Source organism: Granulicatella sp. (assembly GCF_057274575.1).
The window spans coordinates 240,593-262,327 of the sequence record NZ_DBHISP010000001.1; the positions used below are offsets into that span (position 1 = coordinate 240,593).

The 21,735-nt window shown below is 37.4% G+C and carries 20 protein-coding genes and 1 tRNA gene; 4 read left to right on the forward strand and 17 right to left on the reverse strand.

Annotated elements, in window-relative coordinates; translation table 11 throughout:
* Positions 1-5 precede the first annotated feature (5 nt).
* The gene (locus ACO5V7_RS01095) at positions 6-188 is read left to right on the forward strand and encodes a YjzD family protein (protein WP_298647998.1); all 183 of its coding nucleotides are present in this window, start codon (positions 6-8) and stop codon (positions 186-188) included.
* 1,045 nt (positions 189-1,233) lie between these two features.
* Here the strand turns inward: ACO5V7_RS01095 and queA are convergent.
* The 5 genes from queA to pta form a co-directional block, all read right to left on the reverse strand.
* Positions 1,234-2,271, reverse strand: a complete 1,038-nt coding sequence (queA, locus tag ACO5V7_RS01100) for a tRNA preQ1(34) S-adenosylmethionine ribosyltransferase-isomerase QueA (RefSeq protein ID WP_455040499.1) — start codon at positions 2,269-2,271, stop codon at positions 1,234-1,236.
* A gap of 14 nt (positions 2,272-2,285) precedes the next feature.
* Positions 2,286-3,293 (reverse strand): Holliday junction branch migration DNA helicase RuvB, encoded by a 1,008-nt coding sequence (gene ruvB, locus ACO5V7_RS01105; protein ID WP_485484714.1) that lies wholly within the window; start codon positions 3,291-3,293, stop codon positions 2,286-2,288.
* A gap of 12 nt (positions 3,294-3,305) precedes the next feature.
* Positions 3,306-3,893 (reverse strand): Holliday junction branch migration protein RuvA, encoded by a 588-nt coding sequence (gene ruvA, locus ACO5V7_RS01110; protein WP_485484715.1) that lies wholly within the window; start codon positions 3,891-3,893, stop codon positions 3,306-3,308.
* Positions 3,894-4,036: 143 nt separating this feature from the next.
* Positions 4,037-4,576, reverse strand: a complete 540-nt coding sequence (locus ACO5V7_RS01115; RefSeq protein ID WP_485484716.1) for an NADPH-dependent FMN reductase — start codon at positions 4,574-4,576, stop codon at positions 4,037-4,039.
* Between the two features lie 714 nt (positions 4,577-5,290).
* The gene (pta, locus tag ACO5V7_RS01120; RefSeq protein WP_298647986.1) at positions 5,291-6,280 is read right to left on the reverse strand and encodes a phosphate acetyltransferase; all 990 of its coding nucleotides are present in this window, start codon (positions 6,278-6,280) and stop codon (positions 5,291-5,293) included.
* Between the two features lie 208 nt (positions 6,281-6,488).
* On the opposite strand from pta, the gene ACO5V7_RS01125 reads away from it, so the two are divergent.
* From ACO5V7_RS01125 to ACO5V7_RS01135, 3 genes are all read left to right on the forward strand, one after another.
* A complete protein-coding gene (locus ACO5V7_RS01125; RefSeq protein ID WP_485484717.1) occupies positions 6,489-7,259 on the forward strand; it encodes a threonine/serine exporter family protein in 771 nt (256 codons plus the stop codon).
* Positions 7,256-7,699, forward strand: coding sequence for a threonine/serine exporter family protein (locus ACO5V7_RS01130; RefSeq protein WP_298647982.1), 444 nt, complete (start codon positions 7,256-7,258; stop codon positions 7,697-7,699). Before ACO5V7_RS01125 ends, ACO5V7_RS01130 begins: the two co-directional genes overlap by 4 nt.
* 403 nt (positions 7,700-8,102) lie before the next feature.
* Positions 8,103-8,176: transfer RNA gene (locus ACO5V7_RS01135), tRNA-Arg, on the forward strand.
* 43 nt (positions 8,177-8,219) lie between these two features.
* Here the strand turns inward: ACO5V7_RS01135 and ACO5V7_RS01140 are convergent.
* The 12 genes from ACO5V7_RS01140 to ACO5V7_RS01195 form a co-directional block, all read right to left on the reverse strand.
* On the reverse strand, positions 8,220-8,927 hold the full coding sequence (locus tag ACO5V7_RS01140; protein WP_485484718.1) for an alpha/beta hydrolase: 708 nt from the start codon (positions 8,925-8,927) through the stop codon (positions 8,220-8,222).
* A gap of 258 nt (positions 8,928-9,185) precedes the next feature.
* Positions 9,186-9,404 (reverse strand): alpha-L-rhamnosidase N-terminal domain-containing protein, encoded by a 219-nt coding sequence (locus tag ACO5V7_RS01145; protein WP_485484719.1) that lies wholly within the window; start codon positions 9,402-9,404, stop codon positions 9,186-9,188.
* A 266-nt stretch (positions 9,405-9,670) separates the two neighbouring features.
* On the reverse strand, positions 9,671-10,702 hold the full coding sequence (locus ACO5V7_RS01150) for an aldose epimerase family protein (RefSeq protein ID WP_485484720.1): 1,032 nt from the start codon (positions 10,700-10,702) through the stop codon (positions 9,671-9,673).
* 22 nt (positions 10,703-10,724) lie between these two features.
* A complete protein-coding gene (locus ACO5V7_RS01155) occupies positions 10,725-11,729 on the reverse strand; it encodes a PfkB family carbohydrate kinase (RefSeq protein ID WP_485484721.1) in 1,005 nt (334 codons plus the stop codon).
* A gap of 76 nt (positions 11,730-11,805) precedes the next feature.
* Positions 11,806-12,645 (reverse strand): SDR family oxidoreductase, encoded by an 840-nt coding sequence (locus tag ACO5V7_RS01160; RefSeq protein ID WP_485484722.1) that lies wholly within the window; start codon positions 12,643-12,645, stop codon positions 11,806-11,808.
* 10 nt (positions 12,646-12,655) lie between these two features.
* On the reverse strand, positions 12,656-13,708 hold the full coding sequence (gene uxuA / locus ACO5V7_RS01165; protein WP_485484723.1) for a mannonate dehydratase: 1,053 nt from the start codon (positions 13,706-13,708) through the stop codon (positions 12,656-12,658).
* A gap of 15 nt (positions 13,709-13,723) precedes the next feature.
* Positions 13,724-15,127 carry a glucuronate isomerase gene (gene uxaC / locus ACO5V7_RS01170; protein WP_485484724.1) on the reverse strand — a complete coding sequence of 468 codons (1,404 nt, stop codon included), beginning with the start codon at positions 15,125-15,127 and terminating at the stop codon, positions 13,724-13,726.
* 2 nt (positions 15,128-15,129) lie between these two features.
* Positions 15,130-15,759: a bifunctional 4-hydroxy-2-oxoglutarate aldolase/2-dehydro-3-deoxy-phosphogluconate aldolase gene (locus tag ACO5V7_RS01175; protein WP_485484725.1), complete on the reverse strand. Its 630-nt coding sequence runs from the start codon at positions 15,757-15,759 to the stop codon at positions 15,130-15,132.
* Positions 15,760-15,876: 117 nt separating this feature from the next.
* Positions 15,877-16,557, reverse strand: a complete 681-nt coding sequence (locus ACO5V7_RS01180; RefSeq protein WP_005605756.1) for a FadR/GntR family transcriptional regulator — start codon at positions 16,555-16,557, stop codon at positions 15,877-15,879.
* A gap of 91 nt (positions 16,558-16,648) precedes the next feature.
* A complete protein-coding gene (gene uidA / locus ACO5V7_RS01185) occupies positions 16,649-18,451 on the reverse strand; it encodes a beta-glucuronidase (protein ID WP_485484726.1) in 1,803 nt (600 codons plus the stop codon).
* Positions 18,452-18,466: 15 nt separating this feature from the next.
* The gene (locus tag ACO5V7_RS01190; protein ID WP_485484727.1) at positions 18,467-20,191 is read right to left on the reverse strand and encodes a glycoside hydrolase family 3 protein; all 1,725 of its coding nucleotides are present in this window, start codon (positions 20,189-20,191) and stop codon (positions 18,467-18,469) included.
* Between the two features lie 58 nt (positions 20,192-20,249).
* Entirely contained in the window at positions 20,250-21,719 is a 1,470-nt protein-coding gene (locus ACO5V7_RS01195) for an MFS transporter (RefSeq protein ID WP_485484728.1), read from the reverse strand.
* Between the last annotated feature and the right edge of the window lie 16 nt (positions 21,720-21,735).

A 21,735-nucleotide genomic window follows, 5' to 3' on the forward strand; every position in this document is an offset into this window, starting at 1 on the left:
TGTCCGTGAAATATATTGTTACCATCGTATGGGGATTGATACTTAGCCAAGTTACTTATTATTTAGGAAGTGCGCTCTCTCAAACACCTTACAACGTACAAAGCGCCATAATTGTAGGAGTGCTCGTAACTACAGCTATCTTTATCATCCAACACGTATTTATGAAATCAAAAGAAAACAGAAGTTAAGCTTTGAAACTTAACTTCTGTTTTTTTATTTGTTTTAACACTTCGAAGTTTGACCGATTTTCGTACGTTGCAATTCTATCTCTCGTAAAATCACACTAAAAGAAGTTATTACTTCATCTTTTATGTAGAAAGCTTCGCACTTTAGAAAAGACTGGAAGCTTTCGAAAGGTGCATTATGTGTGGGAATCCCTTTACGGAACATACTGCAGATAATCCTTTTTTCTTTAGTGAGCACATATTCTCGTACAACAACTGTATAGTCAAGAGATCCATTAAATTTTTTTAAATATAGTGTATAATCAGTGATGATAGCGGTATAGTTACTTTGAAAATTCGATAGGAGAATAATATCTATGAAAAAAATACACTCTATAAAAGAATTTGTTAGTTATTGTGTTGCATATCATTTTTTTTGGATAATATTATCGTTTATAGCTTTAGTGGTGGATCCCCCTAAACCTGATAATTATAATATTATGACTTCAGAATCGAACTTCATAATTCTTTTTTTCATTTTCAGTGGAATATACTTACTACCACTATTCCCACTAATTTCCATTAATAAACAAATTTCCACCGTAAAAATTTTACTCTCGTTCATGTTTATTTCTACAATCACATTTATGATGCTATACTTTCAGCAACATTACTTTGGTTCTTTTGAATCATATAGTATATTCTTAGAATATCTATTAATCCCAGCTTGGCAAACTCTAATTTTCTCTCTCGGTTTATATTTTATAAAAAATTAATCGAAGCTAATTTTCTTTCAATTAGCTTCGATTATTTTCAGTTATTACTTATTTAGAAAGGTTACTGTATAAATCGCACAAAAAGACCGTGGGCAAACGAAGAACCATAGGGATTCTATGGTAGAAGTGATAGCGATTAGTAACCGATGTGAATTACTGACTCTGGAAATTCATTTCCTAGAGTCAGTTTGAAGCTCGGTAGGATTGAGACAAAAGGCTTAATCCGATACAGCTATTATCTCTACAATGAAGAATTCCCTATGGTTCGTAGTTAGACCGAAGGTCTTTTCCCTTTATTTATGCACAAACATTGCATCGCCAAAACTAAAGAAGCGATAACGTTCTTCGATAGCGTGCTGATAGGCTTCTAGTGTGAATTCACGTCCAAGATACGCGCTAACAAGCATCACAAGCGTTGATTTTGGCAAGTGGAAATTCGTCACAAATGCATCAACTACACCAAACTCATACCCTGGCGAGATGAAAATATCTGTCCAACCACTCGCAGGCACCACATGCCCATCGTTGTCTCTAGCAACTGTTTCTAGTGTACGAATCGAAGTCGTCCCAACAGCAATGACGCGTTTGCCAGCTTTTTTAGTCGCTTCAATCATATCCGCAGTTTCTTTTGACACATTATAATACTCTGAATGCATCTTGTGGTCTTCAAGAGAATCCACAGAAACAGGTCTAAACGTTCCTAGACCAACATGCAGCGTTACTGGAACAATATTCACGCCCTTGCCACGGATTTGTTGCATTAATTCTTCTGTAAAATGCAATCCGGCAGTCGGTGCTGCTGCAGATCCATTTTCTTTAGCATAAACCGTTTGATAACGTTCTTTATCTTCTAAACGCTCTTTAATATAAGGTGGTAAAGGCATTTCCCCAAGAGATTCCAATACTTCAAGGAATACTCCTTCGTATGAAAACTCAATGATACGTCCACCTTGTTCTAATTCTTCAATAACTGTTGCTTTAAGTCGACCGTCACCAAAAGAAACGACACTACCTACTTTCATACGTTTAGCAGGTTTCACAAGAGTTTCCCACTTGTCACCCTCTGTATTCGTTAATAGTAACACTTCAATATGAGCGCCCGTTTCCTCTTTCGTACCATAAAGACGTGCTGGAAGTACACGTGTGTTATTCACAACAAGTGTATCCCCTGCTTCTAATTCTTCTAGTAAATCAGAAAAATGTCTATCTTCAATCGTGTGCTTAGTTTTATCCACCACCAATAGACGTGAAGACGTACGGTCTTTTAATGGCGTTTGCGCGATTAATTCTTCGGGTAAATCGAAGTCAAAATCTTTAGTTGTATAGTTCATTTCTATTTCCTTCCTTACGACATGGGATACAAGCGCCCTAAGTGAGCATATCCTTCCGGTGTCACCACACGACCGCGTGATGTCCGTTTTAAAAATCCAATTTGTAATAAATAAGGTTCATACATATCTTCAATGGTTTCCGCATCTTCTGAAATATTCGCCGCAATGGCACCTAATCCAACTGGGCCACCATCATATAAATCAATCATCGCCGTCAACAATTTACGGTCAATATGGTCTAATCCTTTTGCATCTACACGTAAGACCTTCAATGCTTGCTGCGTAATCTCTTTTGAAATCATGCCTTCTTCGTACACTTGAGAAAAATCTCGTACACGTTTCAAAAGGCGATTGGCAATACGTGGTGTCCCGCGCGAACGAAGCGCAATCTCAAGAGCAGCTTCATCTTTAATTTCACTATCAAAGACATTCGCACTACGTTTAACAATCTCAGACAGAGAAGCTTCATCATAATATTCCATGTGTTCTACGATCCCGAAACGGTCACGAAGCGGTGCAGAAAGTGCCCCCGCACGAGTCGTTGCTCCAATTAACGTAAACGGTGGCAATGGAAAATGTACCGGATGCGCAGTTGGCCCTTGACCAACCACGATATCCACGAAGAAATCTTCCATCGCAGAATACAACATTTCTTCGACGACACGTGGCAAGCGGTGAATCTCATCAATAAATAAAACATCTCCGGCTTCCAAGTCATTTAAGAGAGCCACTAAGTCCCCTGGGCGTTCAATCGCAGGGCCACTCGTCGTCTTAATGCCGACTTCTAATTCATTAGCAATCACCATCGCTAAGGTCGTCTTTCCAAGTCCTGGAGGTCCGTATAGTAATACGTGATCCAAGGCTTCTGAACGACTACGCGCCGCTTGAATATAGATAGCAAGTTCTTCTTTTACTTTTTGTTGACCGATATACTGTTGTAACGTCTGTGGACGTAATGATAGTTCCGTTTGTACTTCCCCTTCGTCAAGCAGATTTTGGTCAATAAAACGTTCTTCCTCCACGATAATCCTCCATTATTTCATCAATAGTTTAAAGGCCACTTTTAATGCCTCTTGCGTCGTACTTGGAGCAGCAGCTTCCAGCGACTTCCAAATCATTGTAATTTCTTTTGCAGAATACCCAAGACCAAGTAAGGCTTCTTTCGCTTCTTCAAGAGTTGCTTGGTTTGTTGAAACAACTGCTTTCGTTGCCTCTTCAGGCAGCGCTTCAAACTTCCCTTTTAAGTCTAAAATAATTTGTTGTGCTGTTTTCTTTCCCACACCAGGGAATTTTGTTAAATAAGTGACGTTCCCACTTTCTACAGCATTCACGAAACCTTCTGTATCATCATTTGCCAAAATACTCATCGCACTCTTTGGACCGATACCAGAAACGCTAATTAAACGTTGGAATAATTCGCGTTCTTCGCTTGAAATAAATCCGTATAAGGTAATAGAATCCTCACGAACAACTTGTTGTACTAAAACTTTAATTTGTTTCTTCATAGAATCTTGCAATCGGTAGGGGTTTGCAAAGACCACTTGATACCCTACGCCTTGCACATCGATAACAATCGCTGTTGGTAAAATATGCGCTAACTCTCCATTTAAATATTCATACATGAATAATGCTCCTTTTTATGCCTATATCAGAACAATTTTAGCATAACAGGAAGCTCTAGGGCAAATGTCTGTTCGTATACTGTTCAAAAAAAGCAGCCTCCTTCGAAAAGAGACTGCTTCTTTAAGTTAAGTTTGAAATTTAATTATGCATTTAATAATGCTTCAGATTGTTTTTCAAGTCCTGCTACTACTTCTTCATCTAAAGTCACAACGCCTGTTCCCCAAGCTTCAGGGTTAATTGTTGCAGCCGTGAATTCACCTACTACTTGCATGCGTACAAATGGTAATAATGATTGGTATGAAGCGAATAATTGATCATGACCAGCTGCTGCCAACGCAGATACTGTTACTACTTTATCTTGTAGAATAGAAGGTCCACTTGGGTTTGATAAATCTAGAGAACGGCTCATCCAGTCAATCAAATTTTTCACTGTTCCTGGAATGGCAAAGTTATAAGCTGGTGAGAAAATCCAAATAGCATCTGCTTTACCGATAGCGTCGCGTGCTACTTGTACTTCAGGTAACACTGGAGTTTCCAAATCTTGATTCATTAATGGAAGGTTTGAGTAGTCTAAGTATGATACTGTTGCTTTTCCTTCTAAAAGTTGTTCTGCTTTTTCAGCCATTTGGTGGTTAAAACTTCCTTTACGTAAGCTACCTACTACAAATAAAATGTTTTTCATGTTCTTTTCCTCTTTTCGTAAATGATTTGAGAAAGAAAGTGACGTCTTCTCTCTTAAGATTGAAATAAGATTATCATCACTTAAACATTAAAGCAATTTATTTGCTCACAAAAATATTTTAAAATTTCTCATTAAAATAGGTCCTACAATCGTTGGTATTACAACATTCTAAAAGTAAAAACAAAAACATCAATATAATGTATACGTTATATTGATAAAAAATTTTAATGAAAAAATTATTGTTTTATATACAAAAACGACTCGCACTGCGAGTCATTTTTTATCTTCTGTCTTTCTCTTGAAATCGGGCTCCAAAGTGCAAAAGCTCAAGCCTTTCTAATTTAGGTTAGTACTGCAAATAATTTAATTTGTATTGTCTTATAAATCTATTTTTAAACATCATTTGCAATGCCCACACCCAAATCCTTCACACTGTGAAGGATTTGGCACGACTATACTCTCACACCGCTCAGTAGCTTATTTATGTTCTCTTCATCATTTGTGATTCGAGAACATTTAATAAGCCTTGAGGGGGAAAGACGACGAAGCAAAAATGACTCGCACTGCGAGTCATTTTTTGTCTTCTGTCTTTCTCTTGAAATCGGGCTCCAAAGTGCAAAAGCTCAAGCCCTTCTCACTTTGTCCGCACGACTATACTAGTCGCTTACGGCAAAGTTCGAACCGTCATCGCTTTTGAGCGCACTTTGTCGCACCTTAATTTTCCATCAATGCTTGGTTAGCTGTAATGATCGCTAATTTGTAGACGTCTTCTTCGTTACATCCACGTGATAAGTCGGAAATTGGTTTGTTTAATCCTTGTAAGATTGGTCCAATTGCTTCAAAGTTACCGAAACGTTGTGCAATTTTGTATCCGATGTTACCTGATTGGATTTCTGGGAATACGAATACTGTTGCTTGGCCTGCTACTGGCGAGTCTGGCGCTTTTTGTTTACCAACGCTTGGTACGAATGCAGCATCGAATTGTAATTCTCCATCGATATTGTAATTTGGAGCTAATTCTTGCGCAATTTTTGTTGCTTCGGCTACTTTTAAAGCTTCTTCTGATTTTGCAGAACCTTTAGTTGAGAAACTTAACATTGCTACATTTGGTTGAATTCCAAACAATTCAGCTGTTTTAGCAGATTCTACTGCGATTTCAGCTAATTCTTGTGCGTTAGGGTTGATGTTGATTGCGCAGTCTGAGAATAAGTATTTCTTAGATTTGTCGCTGTTAATCATGATAAACGCACCGCTTGTACGAGAGACACCTGGTTTTGTTTTGATGATTTGTAGTGCTGGACGTACAGTATCCCCTGTTGAGTGAACTGCACCAGATACTAATCCATCTGCTAATCCCATGTATACCATCATTGTTCCGAAGTATGTTACGTCACGTAATAATTTTTGCGCATCTTCCTCTGATACTTTACCGTTACGACGAGCTACAAAGCTTGCGACCATTTCTGCATATTGATCATCCGCATAAGTTTCAGGATCGATAATTTCTAAATGAGAAATGTTAAATCCACGAGCATCTGCTACTTCGTTAATTTCGTCAAGGTTACCTAGTAAGATTGGGTGGCAAAGTCCATCTGCTAATAAACGAACTGCTGCACCAATAATTCTTGGTTCATTTCCTTCTGGGAAGACAATTTTAACGGCTTTCCCTTTCACTTTTAGTGATAATTCTTCAAATAATTCCACGGATATCCCTCCAAATTTTTGTTAATTTAATAATACACTAAATATATCTAAAAAAACAGTACAATGTTTACATAATCATAAAAAGAACAACTGTATTACTAATTCTAAAACACATGACTAATACAGTTAGAGGCTTACGAAATTTACACTTAGCAAAACGGCTCTATTATGCTATACTTAGAGAGAATTTAACGAAGGAGGAAGGCACTTGCGTACTTATGCAAAAAAACTAGTGGATACCGCCATTCTTGCAGGCCAAATCATGCTAGAATGTAATGCAGAATCCTATCGAGTGGAAGAAACCATGAACTACATCCTCTCCACTTCCAATTTTGAAACCTGTGAAGCGTTTGCCATGGCTACAGGAATCTTTGCCACACTAGATGATAATTGCATTGATTCTATTACAGAAATCAGACGTGTTCCAAACCGCGATACCAATTTAAACCGAATCTATAAGGTAAATACAATTTCTCGCAGATTAGTGACTAAAGAAATCGACTTAGATACTGCTTATCAACAACTGCAAGACTTAAAAACATCTGAATACCCTCAATGGTTAAAAGATTTGGGATTCGTTCTTATGTGTGGTTTTTATACAGCTTTATATGGAGCAACCATCATTGAGATGTTAATTGCTGCAGTTGCGGGTCTTTTGTTACCCCTTATTTATAGACTCGATCCAAAGTTAAAACTTGGAACATTTATTCTAAACATCGTATCTATTATTCCTTGTACAGTTCTTATTATTCTTTTTCAACAGTACTTCTTCACAGATGCCAGAATTGGAATTTCAATCGTAGGACTTATCATGCCTGCAGTACCAGGAACGGCCATTACAAATGCAATTCGTGACACTTTACGAGGAGACTATAACTCTGGGATGGCCCGTGCTGTAGAGGCATTTGTTACTGCACTTTCAATCGCAATTGCCGTAGCTATTGGCTTGGCTATTGGAGGAGGTGCAAATCCGTTATGATTTTTCAAGTTATTAGTTCTATAATTGCAGTTTATTTTAGTTGTATCGTTTTTGAAGCACCTAAACGTCTGATTAAATTTATTTCCGCTATCGGTGGTTTGGGTTGGTTTGTTTATCTTCTCTTTTTAGAGACTCAAGGTTTGCAAATTGCTACCTACTTTAGTGGTCTTACAGTTGCAATTTGTTCTCATTTAGCTGCTCGTTACTTTAAAGCCCCCGTAACAGTCTTCTTTATTCCAGGATTCTTTCCACTTGTTCCTGGAGCTGGGATGTATCGAACCGTATATTCATTCTTTATTGGAGATGTGGAAAAAGGACAATTTTATTTTGGTCAAACGATGACGACTGCTGGAATGATTGCATTAGCGATTTTTACAGTTGATTCGATTTTCCGCCTTTACTCTCATTGGCAATCTTCACGCCGTCAATCAGCAAACTAAATAAATGAACCAAAACTACCAAAGATTTTCTTTGGTGGTTTTTTTATGCTTACTGTTGGTTTGTATTTGGAAATGGTGCATTTCGTTATAGTTGCTATATTAGGGAACCCGTTCAAGCCCTGGTTACTCACCTACTGAGCCTCAATGAGCCTCTACGGAATAAATTCCTAGAGTCTCATATTTACATTAGTTACTAATCGCTCTTATTCCTACCATAGAATCCCATGGGACTCCATCTTCGTTCATAAAATTGATATACTCTAAACCTTCTAAATAGTGAAAAAATATTGTGTTATTATATATAACTGATTTGATTATGAAGCTTCCCAATTCTCATAATTATTAAAATTCGAAAACTGTGTATGGACAGATAGCATCTTCTGTGGTTCAATAAATATATTAGGGTGTCATAGCTCAGTTGGATAGAGCAAGCGTTTCCTAAACGCTAGGTCGGGGGTTCGAGACCCTTTGGCACCGCTAGTAAAAAAACCACTGGTTTCCCCAGTGGTTTTTTTGTTGATTATTTACTATTCTCTTCTACCCACCGAATCGCACGTTCAACACGTCTTGGGATATTATTTCCATGATTTCCCTCTTCAAGCATAAACTTGAAATCATTTGGTTGGAATTTCGGCTCCAGCCAATCTTTTAACGTCATCGTATTTTGAATTTGGTGATTAGTTAAATTCGTCGCTGTGACTCCTTCTTCGTCTCCCACACTCATATACAATTTGGGATGCGGTGCTTTAAAGGGATGTTCTTTTAAATAGTCCAGAAAATCCGAATACCACAGCGACGAAGAACAGCTGAGGACGGTTCCGAATAAATCAGTGTTCACCGCTGCGTACAGGCTGAATAATCCACCTAGCGAATAACCACCGATAACTCTCTTTTCTGCGCTTGAAGCAAAACCATATTCACTCTCACAAAATGGAACCACACAAGTCTTGATAAAAGAAAGATGTTCTTCCGATTTTCCACCGAAATCCATCAGCAAGGTTTCAGATGCCAAGAGTGGCCACGGCGTATAATCGTCTGTTCTATTATTAGAAGCTATGAGTACAAAATTGAGAGCTGGTCGATGCTCGGTAATCCATTGATTGAAGGGTTCTTCAAATTTCTCCCCATCTAAAAAATAAATGGTCGTGGCATCTTTGACATTGGAAAGATAAACATATAGCTTCACTCCCTCAATTTCTTGTTGGATCCATACAGAACTTCTAGTCATAACGATTTCCTTTCTACTGCTTACTCTCCACTATTTTAACAGTTTTCCGGGCACTTGATAAGCCCAAATGAATCATGGGACGTTGATGCGTTCCACCTTCTTTATGACGAGAATAATCTTGAAAATTTTCATTGGTGAAATTTCCTCTTGTAAATCTACGACTTCCCCTTATTACATTTCATTATAACGAATTGGGCCAGACTGAACCGCTATCCAAGAATCATCAGTCACGCAAATAGGTTAACAACCAATTTCTATTTAAGCAATTAATGAAATCTTTTCTCCAAATAAATTGCGGATTCCATCAACTCCTGAGACACTACGGAACCAACCATCTCCCATTGTGACTTCAAGTGTGTTCTCTCCCTTAATTAGAAGCATGGAAATATCATATGTTTGAAAATGAACACGTTTTTCATATGTAAAAGTTCCTGGCGCTAACACAAACCCTTCCACTGGTTGCCCACTCTCCTTCATTTTGACGAGTTCGAATTTCTACTGCAGTTTGTAATAGGCAACATTCTAATTCCCACGTTAATCGTACTGGCTGCTTATCAATAGCAATTGGATTTATTAATTGATTTACTTTCAAATGCTTAATGTTCATATTTATACCTCCGAACATCTTATTTTCTAACTACACTATTCTATGCAACCTCACCCACCAATTAGAAATATTTTGGATATTCCTGTTGACTTTTTCGCTCATAAAAAAGAAGCAGCTCTAAGCTACTTCTTATTTCCTATTTCAGTTCTAATCGATATTCAGTTTTTGCATGAAAAGTGTCATCTGGATGAAGTATGATATTTCCCCACTCCGGATGATGAATGCAATCTGGTGCTTCTTGAGTCTCAATTGCAATTCCACTATATGGTACATTTGGATGTCTCCATGTTTGAAATTGCTCAGTTACAAAGTTATGTGTATATAGAACAACCGTACTGCTCGTAGTCGATACATTCAATATTGCCAGTTCATTCAATAGTGTTATGCAATTCTCTTTAAACTTCCCACCGTCTCCTAATAAAAACGGATGATCATACCCCTTCTTTTGTGACAATTTTGATGATGGTAAAACTTCTAAAGAACTATTTTTTCGAAGGTCGAATACTGTTCCATCGACAGATACTATTTCTCCAGTTGGAACCCCATCATCACGGACTGGAAAATATGAATCTGCCTCTACTCGTAACATATGATTTGTTATCGGAAACTCATTATTACCATTAAGATTAAAATACACATGGTTTGTAGGATTAAAGATTGTAGTCCCACTACTTTTCGCTTTATATTCCACCGTCCACCGATTCTCATTATCAAAAGTATGTCGGATCTCAAGAAAAATACCGGCTGGATATTCCGTATTTTTTATATCATCAAGGGTAAAAACAACCGTTATACAATCATTTTTCTCTTCAATAGAAAATTCAAACTTCTGTAAATCATAACGGCTTTCTCCTCCGTGTAAATGATTATTCCCTTCGTTTTGAGAGAGCTGGAAGTTTTTTCCTTCCAAAGTGAATCGACCACCATCGATACGACCCGCAACAGGACCAATAGTTGCACCGTAGCAATAGGATGACTGAAAAACTTCACTGGCTTCCGCATGCCCTAAAATCATCTGTTTCTTTCCACTCTTTGTTGGAACCGACCATGAATTTATCCTTGCTCCAAGGTCACTAAAAGAAATTGTACTTCCACAATCATTCGAAACAAAAATTTCGGAAAACTGAACATTCTCATAACTTCCAAAAGATTTGACTGTAACTTTCATCTTCTCCAACTCCTTTAACTACTTAACGAACAATCTGTCCCGATTTTTGGTTCATAAATTCAAAGACTTCATCTTCATTAAATGGATTCCAGTCTCCAAAAACAGTATGTTTTAAAACCGAACTTGCTGTCCCAAAGTCGACTATTTGTTGGCTGTCCCAGCCTTTTAGAACGCCGTTAAGAATCCCGGCAGCGAAAGCATCTCCTCCACCTACTCGGTCGATGATTGGATTGATATCATAGAGTTTCGATTCTACAAATACTCCATCTTCAGCTACAAAGAATCCTTGTAATTCGTTATGATTCGTTGAAATGACATTGCGCTTTGTTGAATACAACACTTTAATATTGGGATATTTTTCTTGAACTCGCTTGTAAATTTCTTCCAATGAAACATCTTCGTCTTCTGATGCTACTTTCAAGAAATGAATCGCATCTAATTTTCCCGCAGAAAGAATATCCACATATGGGAAGATTTGTTTGAAACAAGGATACGCTTCTTCATATCCCCAAAGCTTACTGCGATAATTCATATCAAAACTTACTAAACATCCATATTCTTTTGCCTTTTTAACAATTTCAACCGTCCAAGATTGCCATTTTTTAGATAATGCTGGAACAATCCCTGAAATATGCAATAAGTCTACTCCTTTAAAGATTTCATCTAAATCCCAGCAGAGTTCTTCTAAAACAGAAATACTAGAGTACAAACGATCATATGTGACACGAGAAGCACGTCCTGCATTTCCTTGTTCTAAAAAGTAGGTTCCTAATCTTCCGAATTCAGTTGCAACTAGATTAGTTTTTACACCATTCATTTGTAATCTTGAACTAACTGCCTCATTTAAAGGATTATCTTGAGGAAGAACAGTTGCCACTGAAACATCATGCCCAAAATGAGCTAAAGAAATTCCCACATTCGCTTCGGCTCCACCATAGCAGACTCTGAACTCTTTTGTACTCTTTAACCGCACATCTTCTGCAGTCGATAATCTTAATAAAATTTCACCTAGAGTTATTACTTTCATTGTTTCATCACTTTTCCATTCTCGATGATAGATAAAGAATCGAAGCTCTCACTTCGATTCCTTTTATGTTTTTTAATTATACTCCAGAATAAGCTGCGAAACCACCATCAATTGGTAAAACTACCCCATTTACAAAGCTTGAAAGAGTTGAATCTGCAAGGAAGAATACTCCTCCTACTAATTCATCTGATTCACCAAAACGTCCCATTGGCGTATTACGTAAAATTTTATCCGCACGTGGAGTTGGATTTCCCTGTTCATCAAATAGTAATCGCTCATTTTGGGCTGTCACTAAGAATCCTGGTGCAATCGCATTGCAACGAATTCCCACTTTAGAGAAGTGAACCGCTAACCATTGAGTGAAGTTACTAATCGCTGCTTTTGCTCCTGAGTATGCTGGAATTTTTGTTAAAGGAGTGAATGCATTCATACTAGAAATATTGATGATGTTTGCTCCTTCTTTTCCAACCATATCTTGTGCAAAGACTTGTGTTGGTAATAATGTACCTAAATAGTTTAAGTTGAATACAAATTCAATTCCTGCTTTATCTAAGTCAAAGAATGTTTTTGTTTCAGGACTTAATCCTACTTCATGAAATTCATTATCTGTTGTCGCACGAGGATTATTTCCTCCGGCACCGTTTACTAAAACATCTACAGTACCTAAATCATTATTCACGGCTTCGCGAACCGCTTCTAATGATTCTTTTTCAAGCACGTTCGTTTTATAAGCTTTTGCGATACCGCCTTCAGCAATAATTTCATCTGCAAATTTTTGTGCAGCTTCTTGGTTTAAGTCTAGTAAAGCTACCTTTGCGCCCTGTTTACCAAAGCTCTTTGCGAGTTCACCGCAAATCACTCCGCCGGCACCTGTAATTACTACGACTTTATTTGTAAAATCAAAAAATTGTGTCATGTTTTTTCTCCTATTGTTTTGCATTTTTTGCTACTGCTTCAGCTAATCCATGAAGGTAAGTAGCACCTAAAGCTCGGTCAAATAATCCATATCCTGGACGACCTGTTTCTCCCCAAATCATACGACCATGGTCCGGACGGATTGGTCCTTCCCAGTTTGCGTCTTGAAGAGCTTTCACCACTTCATACATATCAATTGAACCGTATTCTGTTGGGTGTGCTGATTCTTCGAATGATTTACCTTTTCCTGTTAAACGAATGTTACGTGCATGCATAAAGTTGACACGATTACGTTTCAACATTTCTTTTAACATTTCAACAGCATCGTTGTTTGGATCAGAAGCATATGAACCTACACAAACAGTTACCCCATTATTTGGGCTATCGTATAATTCTACAAATCTTACAAGATTTTCTTTGCAAGTAATAATGCGAGGTAATCCAAAGATGCTATAAGGTGGATCATCAGGATGGATTGCCATTTTCACACCAGCTTCTTCTGCTGCTGGAATGACACGTTTAATGAAGTACTCTAAATGTTCCCAAAGTTTTTCTTCGTCTACTTTAGAATACTCATCCATGATAGCTTTCATTTCATCTTTTGTATAACTTGAATCCCAACCTGGCAGTGATAATTCCCCTTTTACTGGGTCCATTTTCTTAGCCACTTCTTCATCGAAGATTAATGCATTAGAACCATCTGGAAGATCATACGCTAAGTCAGTTCGTGTCCAGTCAAATACCGGCATGAAGTTATAACATACAATGTTTACTCCCTCTTCTCCTAAGTTTTTAATTGTTTGAATATAGTTATCAATCAATTGATCTCTTGTCGGTTTTCCAAGTTTAATATCTTCATGAACTGGAACACTTTCAATAACAGACAATTTTAATCCTGAAGCTTCAACATCTTGTTTTAATTGACGAATACGTTCACGACTCCACACTTCTCCAACTGGAACATCATAAATCGCTGTTACAATCCCTTTCATACCAGGGATTTGTCTAATATTCTCTAGAGTTACCTGATCATCGTGTCCATACCAACGGAATGTCATTTCCATTTTTCTATTCCTCCTTTAGTTCATCTCAAAAAATTCTTTAGCATTTTTATAGCAAATGGCTTCTAAGAACTCTGTAATTAATTTTTCATCATAAGGGATTCGACCACTTTCAATCCATTCCGTTACAAGTGAAACAAGAATTCGACGGAAGTAATCATGTCTTTGATACGATAGGAAGCTTCTTGAGTCAGTTAACATTCCTACAAAATTCCATAATAAGCTTTGATTTGCTAGTACTAGCATTTGTTCTCTCATTCCTTTTTCAGTATCCGAGAACCACCAAGCTGCACCAAATTGTAAACGCCCTTTAATTCCTTCTTCGTTTGCTTGGAAGTTAGCAAGCGTATTTGCCAAAATGTCGTTGTACGATGGATTTAAGTTATAGAAAATACATTTTGGAAGACGATTCGATTCTTCTAATGTATTTAATAATTGGTTTAAAGCCAGTGCTAGATGCGTTTGATCTCCTGTTGAGTCAAATCCTGCATCTACACCAATTTTCTCAAAGTACTTACGGTTTGTATCTCGGACTGCACCAAAGTGAACTTGTGTCACTAGATGGTGTTTCTTGTACAACCCACATAAGGCAATAAACACTTCTGTTTGCCATTGTTGGATTTCTGCAAGAGTAGGTACTTCTCCACGAATCACTTTTGCAAAAATTACATCTAGTTCTTCTTTTGAAGCTCTCTTATACAAGATTTCTCCAAAGCTAATATCACTTGCTTTACATCCGTTTGCCACAAAGAATTCGATACGTTGTTCTAAAGCTTCCACAAAGCTATCAAACGAACCAACTTCTACGCCAGTTACTTCTTGTAATCTAGTCACAAAGTTAGCGAATTTTGGATGTGACACAAAAGCTTCATCCGGACGGAATGTTGGTGCAACAACTGTATCAAAAGAGACATCTTCTGCAATCTTTTGATGCCATTCGAGAGAATCAAGCGGATGGTCAGTTGTACCAATGAATTCCACTTTAGCACGTTTAATCAATTTTCTTGGACTCAGTTGTTCCTCTGCAATGATTTGATTCATACGGTCATAAATCTCTTCCCAATTATCAGGCGTTACATAGTCATCAATACCAAAAACTTGTTTCAATTCTAAATGACTCCAGTGATATAAAGGATTTCCAAATGCCTTAGCCAACGTTTTAGCCCATGCTTCGAATTTTTCTTCAGGAGTTGCATCCCCCGTAATCAAACGTTCACTCACACCATTTGCTCGCATTAGGCGCCATTTATAGTGATCTCCGCCAAGCCATACTTGTACAGCATTTTCAAATGGTTTATCCTCAAAAATTTCTTGAGGAGATAAGTGACAGTGGAAATCTTCAATTGGAAGATGTTCCACTACTCGATATAAGTCTTCCGTAACCTTACTTTGTAGTAAAAAATTTTTACGATTAAAAGTCATGATTAATCCTCCAACGCTGTGACGAATTCTTTAGCAATGCGTGTGACACTTCCATAACCTTCAGTTGCAACTTTCGCGCCAAGAGCACTTCCTACACCGACTGCTACAGCGCCTTTTTCTTTCCACTCTTTAATATTCGCAAGAGAAACGCCACCTGAAGGCATTAAGTTTACACTTGGAATTGGACCGTGAATATCTTTAATAAACGAAGGTCCTAAAACTCCACCAGGGAATAGTTTAATGATTTTCGCTCCACCATTCATCGCTTGAACAATCTCTGTTGTTGTTGCGCAACCTGGGAAGTAATCGATATGAGCTTCATGAGCCACTTTTTGAATATGTGCATCATAGTGAGGACTTACTAAAAATTCCGCACCAGCAGCAATTGCTTCTTTAGCCAACTCTACTGTCATAATGGTTCCAGCACCAATGACCACTTCTGAATTTTTTGCATAAAGAGCTTTCAATTCAGTAATTGCTTTAGAAGCCTCAGGTGTTGTATAAGTTACTTCAATATTTTTAATGCCACCCAATACTGAGTGTTTTGAAATTTCAATTGCGTCATCTGATGATTTCCCCCGAATAACTGCAAAAATATAGTTCTGTTTTAATTGTTCTAATACACTTGTCATAAGCTTTTTCTCCTTCTAGTAAAAAAACAAAAGTCATCTGTTATCTCTATGATACATCAGATGACTTTTGGTGTCAATGACAATATTCGGTTGATATCGTCTATTTCATCAGACGATTTAATTATACGATAATGTGCGTCTATTATCTGCTAAATGCAGTAACATCGCGTCTCTGGCAGCGACAGCATCTCGATTTTTAATTGCTCTTACAATTTCTCTATGAGCACGAATCGTATTTGCTTTGCTTTGCTCACTTGTAAAGAAATCATTATACAACTTAATCGATTGAATAATAATTGGAATCAGTTGCTGCATCGCTACATTACGACTAGCCTCAGCAATCGCACTATGAAATTGAATATCCAGTTTAAAGTGAATATCTCCATCCGAATGGATTTCTTTTTCCAAGGCCTTTTCAAGCCTTTCTAGAACAGCCACTTCTTCATCCGTAATATGCTGCGCGGCAAGACTCGCCATCTGAGGCTCAATCAAGAAGCGTACTTCAAATAAGTCTTGTGTCAACTTCATATGATTATCGATTTCACCAAAACCTAATGGATCTATTACAGTCTCCGTTAAACTCGTAATATAAGTTCCAGAACCTTGACGTACTTCCAAGATATTCTTTGAAACTAACATTTTCACCGCTTCACGTAACGTACTACGACCCACTTCTAAATCTTGTGCCAATGTATATTCATTCGGCAACTTGTCTCCGACTTTTAAATCATTTTTTTCAAAATATTCGACAATTCTATTTGCGGTTTGTTCCACTAAAGAAACTGTTTTCTCTTTCATCTCTATTCCCCATTCGACACTTTTTCGAACCTATTCTAACAGTTCTCACTCTATAGCTCAAACCATTAGAATAGCCTTCGAAAAGTACTCACTATTTTTTGTAGTTATAGTTTGGAATAGCATTCCAACGGTTTCTAAACATTTTAACGATTGATTTTGGATTTCTATCCCTTGTGAATAATCCTTTGTGGTTTCCTTGGATACGAATTAATGTGTAACTATTTGTTTCAAAATCTGCAAAGTTCCAAACATGTTCACCCACAAAGTTTTTTAGTTCATCAAACACTTCATGACTCATTTGATGGAATCGTTCCTGATACTCTTCAGTATACGGAACATCCCAATTCGAATGATATCCAGGTAATGTATCCGCACCGTATTCTGTCATGATAATTGGTTTATCTGGATATTTTTCTTGCCATGCTAATAGTTCTGTACGAAGACCCTTTCGTGCTCCTTCAATATCTCCGTGGTTGACATACCATCCGTAATAACGGTTTAAGCACAGTACATCAATTAACGGCGAAATTAAATCACGTTCTGGAGTTGCCATCATAATATTGACTACTGTTGTTGGACGATTTTGCGGATCCAATTCTTTCACGTATTTGACTAAAGGCTCGAAGTATTGATCAGCACCTTCCCCAGCACCATCCGGCTCATTCGCCACACTCCATAATACAACGCATGCATGGTTTTTATCGCGAGCCACTAATTCTTTAAGAGCAAGTTTGTGGTTTTCCATCGTTTGATAGAATTCCCACGTCTTAATTGGTTTCGCATCTCTACCAATCATATTTAATGCCGCCGTAAAATTAGCAAATAAACCAACAGCAGGAACTTCATCAATCACTAAGAATCCCATACGGTCTGATAAACGCATCATCTCTTCAGAATAGGGATAGTGAGCTGTTCGGTAGGAGTTAGCTCCCATATTCTTCATTAAGTTCAAGTCCATTAAGTTTACAGCTTCGTTAAAACCACGGCCATTTACAAAACTATCTTCATGTTTCCCAAAACCTTTGAAGTATACAGGTTTGTCATTTACTAGGAATTGACCTTTTTCAACACGGACAGTACGAACTCCAAATAGTTCTTCATATTCATCCACTAACTCTTTCCCAACAAACAATTCAACTTTTGCTGTATAAAGGTAAGCATCTAATACTTCCCAACGACGAACATTGACAATTTCAAGTTCTGATTCCGCTTCACCTTTTGCCACAACTTCACCATTTTCGTCTAAAAGTGTTACTTTTGCGGTACCACCTTTAGCAGTATGTTCTACCGCTACTTTCACAGTCGCATCATTTTCATGAACATCGTAAGTCACTACAATATCTTCGATACGCGCTTTAGGAAGGACTAATAATTGAACCGGACGTTGAATCCCAGCATAGTTAAAGAAGTCGAAGTTCTCTGAAACTTTCTTCCTCACAGAACCATCTGGCAATACTTCTTCTGAATAGTTCCCGACTGGCAAAGTAGTATGATCTAAAATATTATTGGCGCAAACACTAATCAATAATTCTTTTCCAGTTGTCAATTCTTCAGGAATACGAACTTCAAACGGAGTAAATCCGCCGATATGTTCTCCTAGTAATTGACCGTTCACATATACTTTTGCTTGATGAGTTACAGATCCAAAACGAAGCACTAATTCTTCGTTTGATTCGAAAGAAGGTACTGCAAAAGTTCGCTCATACCAGTTATCTCCAATAAAATATCTTTTTTCTGACTCCACTGCTACATCATTGAACGAACTTGGAACTACCATTAATTCTTCAGATGAAAGTTGTTTGTCCAATCCAGGAGCGTATTCTCCTTGCTTAAAATTCCAAATCCCATCTAACGAATAACGTTTCCTCTTTGCATTTAAAACTGGATATAACATGAATCATCCCTCTTTCTATAATTTAGCTTGCCATTTTTCTGTCCACACTAACTCATTAGGAATTCCCTTGAATTCAGATTTTCCTTCAAGTTTATCAATTACAGATTTGACTGTATTCTCATTACCATGATAAGCATTGATAAATGTTTTAACCATTGTTGCATCATGTAAATGGGTTGTAAAGTTCGTAGACACAAATACAGTTGGTGCTTCATGCACATACCAAGGAACTTCATTCGACATTGCTGTCTTCCATTGAATACGATAGTTATTTTGTGCACCATATCCAATCACGTTTGCAACCACTAACGCTAAGTCAACAGTATCTCTATACTCTAGTGTACGCCCTTTGATACGACTATTTCCATCATTAACGGTTACTTCATATCCACGACTTGTCAATTCATCTACGAAACGGTTTAATACTGAATCATCATTAGCCATGATTCCGCCTTTTTCTCCATCTAAGTAATACAAGCGTACACGTTTATGGTCTGTCGGATTAATTGGTAAGTTTTGCTGAGTATCTTTAACAAGCGTAATTCCACGTTCAGCCGCTTCTTTTTGCCAATCAAGGTGTTCTTGGCAACCAATGACTTCTAATTCTTTCTTATCTTTTAACAATGTACCATTCGCTTGTTTTTCAGGAAGGTTTAATTTTGCTTTCAATCCTAAAATACGACGAAGAGCATCCGTCATACGTTCTTCAGTAATGACTCCATTGTGATATCCTTTTAACATGAAGTTAAAGTCTTCTTCCATATTATTGAAGAATAAGAACATGTCACAACCTGCAGCAATGGCTCCTGGAACATAGTCCTCTCGACGCATCGCACTTGTCATTCCTAGCATGTGACTTGCATCTGTAATCACCATTCCGTTAAAGTCTAATTTTTCTTTTAGTAAATCTTGAATTAATTCTTCGGCAAGTGTTGCTGGCATTACATCTTTATCTTCAAGTCCTGGACGAAGTGCTTTTTGATATTCCGGCAATGCAATATGTCCAGCCATAATCATTTCCACACCATTTTCGATATGGTTGCGATATACATTACCAAAAGAATTTTCCCACTCTTCTACTGAAAGTTCATTCACACCTAAAATTAAGTGCTGGTCACGTTCTTCAGTTCCATCTCCAGGGAAGTGTTTCACACAGCAAACGACTTCGCGTTCAGCTTTTAATCCTTCTACATATGCGTTTGTATATTTAATGACATCTTCAGCAGTTGTACCGTACGCACGAGTATTAACGATTGTATTTCTCCAGTTTTGTAAAATATCCACACATGGGTCAAAGTTTACGTTTACCCCAAGAGCCGTTTCTTCACGAGCAGATACAAGTCCTGCGTGATAAGGAACCCATGGATCACGGCTTGCTTCGGATTGCGCACCAGAAGAAATATAAGTACCACCTTTAACGGCACCATCACCACCTGAATCGCAGTTTGCAGCCACTAATAATGGAATTTTTGTTTGAGATTGAAGATCATTAATCAATCCTTGAACATCTTCTGGGCTACCGTTCATATAACGGACACCACCAATATGGTATTTTTCAAGAATTTCTTTGTTGCTTAAGTTGTTTCCACTAAAAGCATCTCCCCCAAAGAAGAACAAGTTTGTAAATAATTGTCCTACTTTCTCTTCGTCTGTCATGCCTTTAATTGTTGACTCCACCCATTCAATTTGACTTGGATTCAAGTTATAAGGTTTTTTTGATAAATCTACTAATCTTGCCATTTTACTTCCTCCTATAATGACGCTCCGTAAACTATTTAGTTTACGGAGCGTTAATGAATTATGCTTTTTGTTTTGCTAATGTTTCAGCTTTGATACGAGCAATTTCCGTTTGAATTTCTTCCATTTTCTCTTTGTTTAATGGATAGAATTTCATCGCGATAATGTTACAGAAGTATCCAAACATAATGAATCCACAGAACATTACTAAACCAATGAATTTCAATTCTGGTGTTAATGGTGTATCTACTTGAGGTAATTTTTCAGTAAATCCGATAGATGCACATAGAATACCTACAAATGCAGAACCGAATGAAGAAACGATTTTATCAACAGCACTGAATAATGTTCCCATTAATCCAGGTACATAACGTCCTGAACGATATACTTCGTAGTCCGCACAGTCAGCAGTCATAGGAATAACCATTGTACCTGCTAAACCATTTGCACCTTGAGCTAAGATAAATAATATTAAGAATGCAATTGTAAAGAACGATAATCCGGTAAATCCTTCAGCTCCAGGTAGTGAGAATGTTGAAGGATCTGCTACATAGAATAGACCGAATAATAATCCGTAAAGGATAATACCTGCCCATGAACCTAATAGCAATGCTTTTCTTTGACCTAGTTTTTGAGCGATAAATTTAACCCCAAGAATCATAATTAAAATCTTAGGAATCAATGTGTATTGGTTAAATGTATTAAGTAATTTATAGTTTCCACAAATAATACCAAAGATAATTACTGATACTGTAGCATTAGAAGTAACTATAGCTGCTAATTTATCTGTTGATGCTGATACTACTAACATCTGAATAGCGCGGTTATTTTTTAATACATCCCAGTAATCTTTGAAAGTAACTTTAACTGGTTCACCTGTACCAAAGAATTCTGTGCGGTCTTTATCTTTAAGGGCAAAGATTGCTAACCAAGTGAAGATGAAAGTAACTGGAGCGATATAAATCCATAATTCTTGGAATAATTCAGCAGTAAAACCACCATATTTCGGAACTAAGTGTTGAGCCACAAAACCTGGTACTAACGCGAATAATATAGCGTTATAGATACCGTCATAAATACCAAATGTTGGACGTTGTTTAGGGTCATTTGTTAAACAGCTTTGAGCTGACTTAGTTACTACTGTTTGTAATGTATAACCAATAATGTAAATTAAGTAAACAACTAAGAAATAAACGAATCTAAATTGTTCTGGTAAATGGTGAGTTGTAAAGAACATTAAGAAAGTAGTAATTAGTAACACGATATTACCAGCTGCCATAAACGGACGGTTTTTACCAAATTTTCCATCAGTTTTATCTACGATATAACCAACGATTGGGTCAGTAATCGCATCCCAAATACGCATAAATGTCATAATAGAAGTAGCCATTACTACCGCTACCCCAACGTAACCTGTTAAATAGTAGGCAACGAAGTTCAAAAGAACTAGCCATAAGTTTGTTGATGTATTATTCAAAGCAAACAACGCCATTTGCCACGTTTTCGCTCTATGAATCCCTGTATTTTCCATGATATAAACTCCTTAT

Bases quoted from the DNA above. Each gene is read 5' to 3' on its own strand.
- uxaC (WP_485484724.1), bottom strand. From the start codon at position 15,127: ATGACTTTTAATCGTAAAAATTTTTTACTACAAAGTAAGGTTACGGAA.
- ACO5V7_RS01155 (WP_485484721.1), bottom strand. From the start codon at position 11,729: ATGAAAGTAATAACTCTAGGTGAAATTTTATTAAGATTATCGACTGCA.
- ACO5V7_RS01180 (WP_005605756.1), bottom strand. From the start codon at position 16,557: ATGAAAGAGAAAACAGTTTCTTTAGTGGAACAAACCGCAAATAGAATT.
- ACO5V7_RS01150 (WP_485484720.1), bottom strand. From the start codon at position 10,702: ATGAAAGTTACAGTCAAATCTTTTGGAAGTTATGAGAATGTTCAGTTT.
- ACO5V7_RS01140 (WP_485484718.1), bottom strand. From the start codon at position 8,927: ATGACTAGAAGTTCTGTATGGATCCAACAAGAAATTGAGGGAGTGAAG.
- uidA (WP_485484726.1), bottom strand. From the start codon at position 18,451: ATGTTATATCCAGTTTTAAATGCAAAGAGGAAACGTTATTCGTTAGAT.
- ruvA (WP_485484715.1), bottom strand. From the start codon at position 3,893: ATGTATGAATATTTAAATGGAGAGTTAGCGCATATTTTACCAACAGCG.
- queA (WP_455040499.1), bottom strand. From the start codon at position 2,271: ATGAACTATACAACTAAAGATTTTGACTTCGATTTACCCGAAGAATTA.
- ACO5V7_RS01145 (WP_485484719.1), bottom strand. From the start codon at position 9,404: ATGAAGGAGAGTGGGCAACCAGTGGAAGGGTTTGTGTTAGCGCCAGGA.
- uxuA (WP_485484723.1), bottom strand. From the start codon at position 13,708: ATGGAAATGACATTCCGTTGGTATGGACACGATGATCAGGTAACTCTA.
- ACO5V7_RS01195 (WP_485484728.1), bottom strand. From the start codon at position 21,719: ATGGAAAATACAGGGATTCATAGAGCGAAAACGTGGCAAATGGCGTTG.
- ACO5V7_RS01175 (WP_485484725.1), bottom strand. From the start codon at position 15,759: ATGACAAGTGTATTAGAACAATTAAAACAGAACTATATTTTTGCAGTT.
- ACO5V7_RS01130 (WP_298647982.1), top strand. From the start codon at position 7,256: ATGATTTTTCAAGTTATTAGTTCTATAATTGCAGTTTATTTTAGTTGT.
- ACO5V7_RS01160 (WP_485484722.1), bottom strand. From the start codon at position 12,645: ATGACACAATTTTTTGATTTTACAAATAAAGTCGTAGTAATTACAGGT.
- ACO5V7_RS01190 (WP_485484727.1), bottom strand. From the start codon at position 20,191: ATGGCAAGATTAGTAGATTTATCAAAAAAACCTTATAACTTGAATCCA.
- ACO5V7_RS01115 (WP_485484716.1), bottom strand. From the start codon at position 4,576: ATGAAAAACATTTTATTTGTAGTAGGTAGCTTACGTAAAGGAAGTTTT.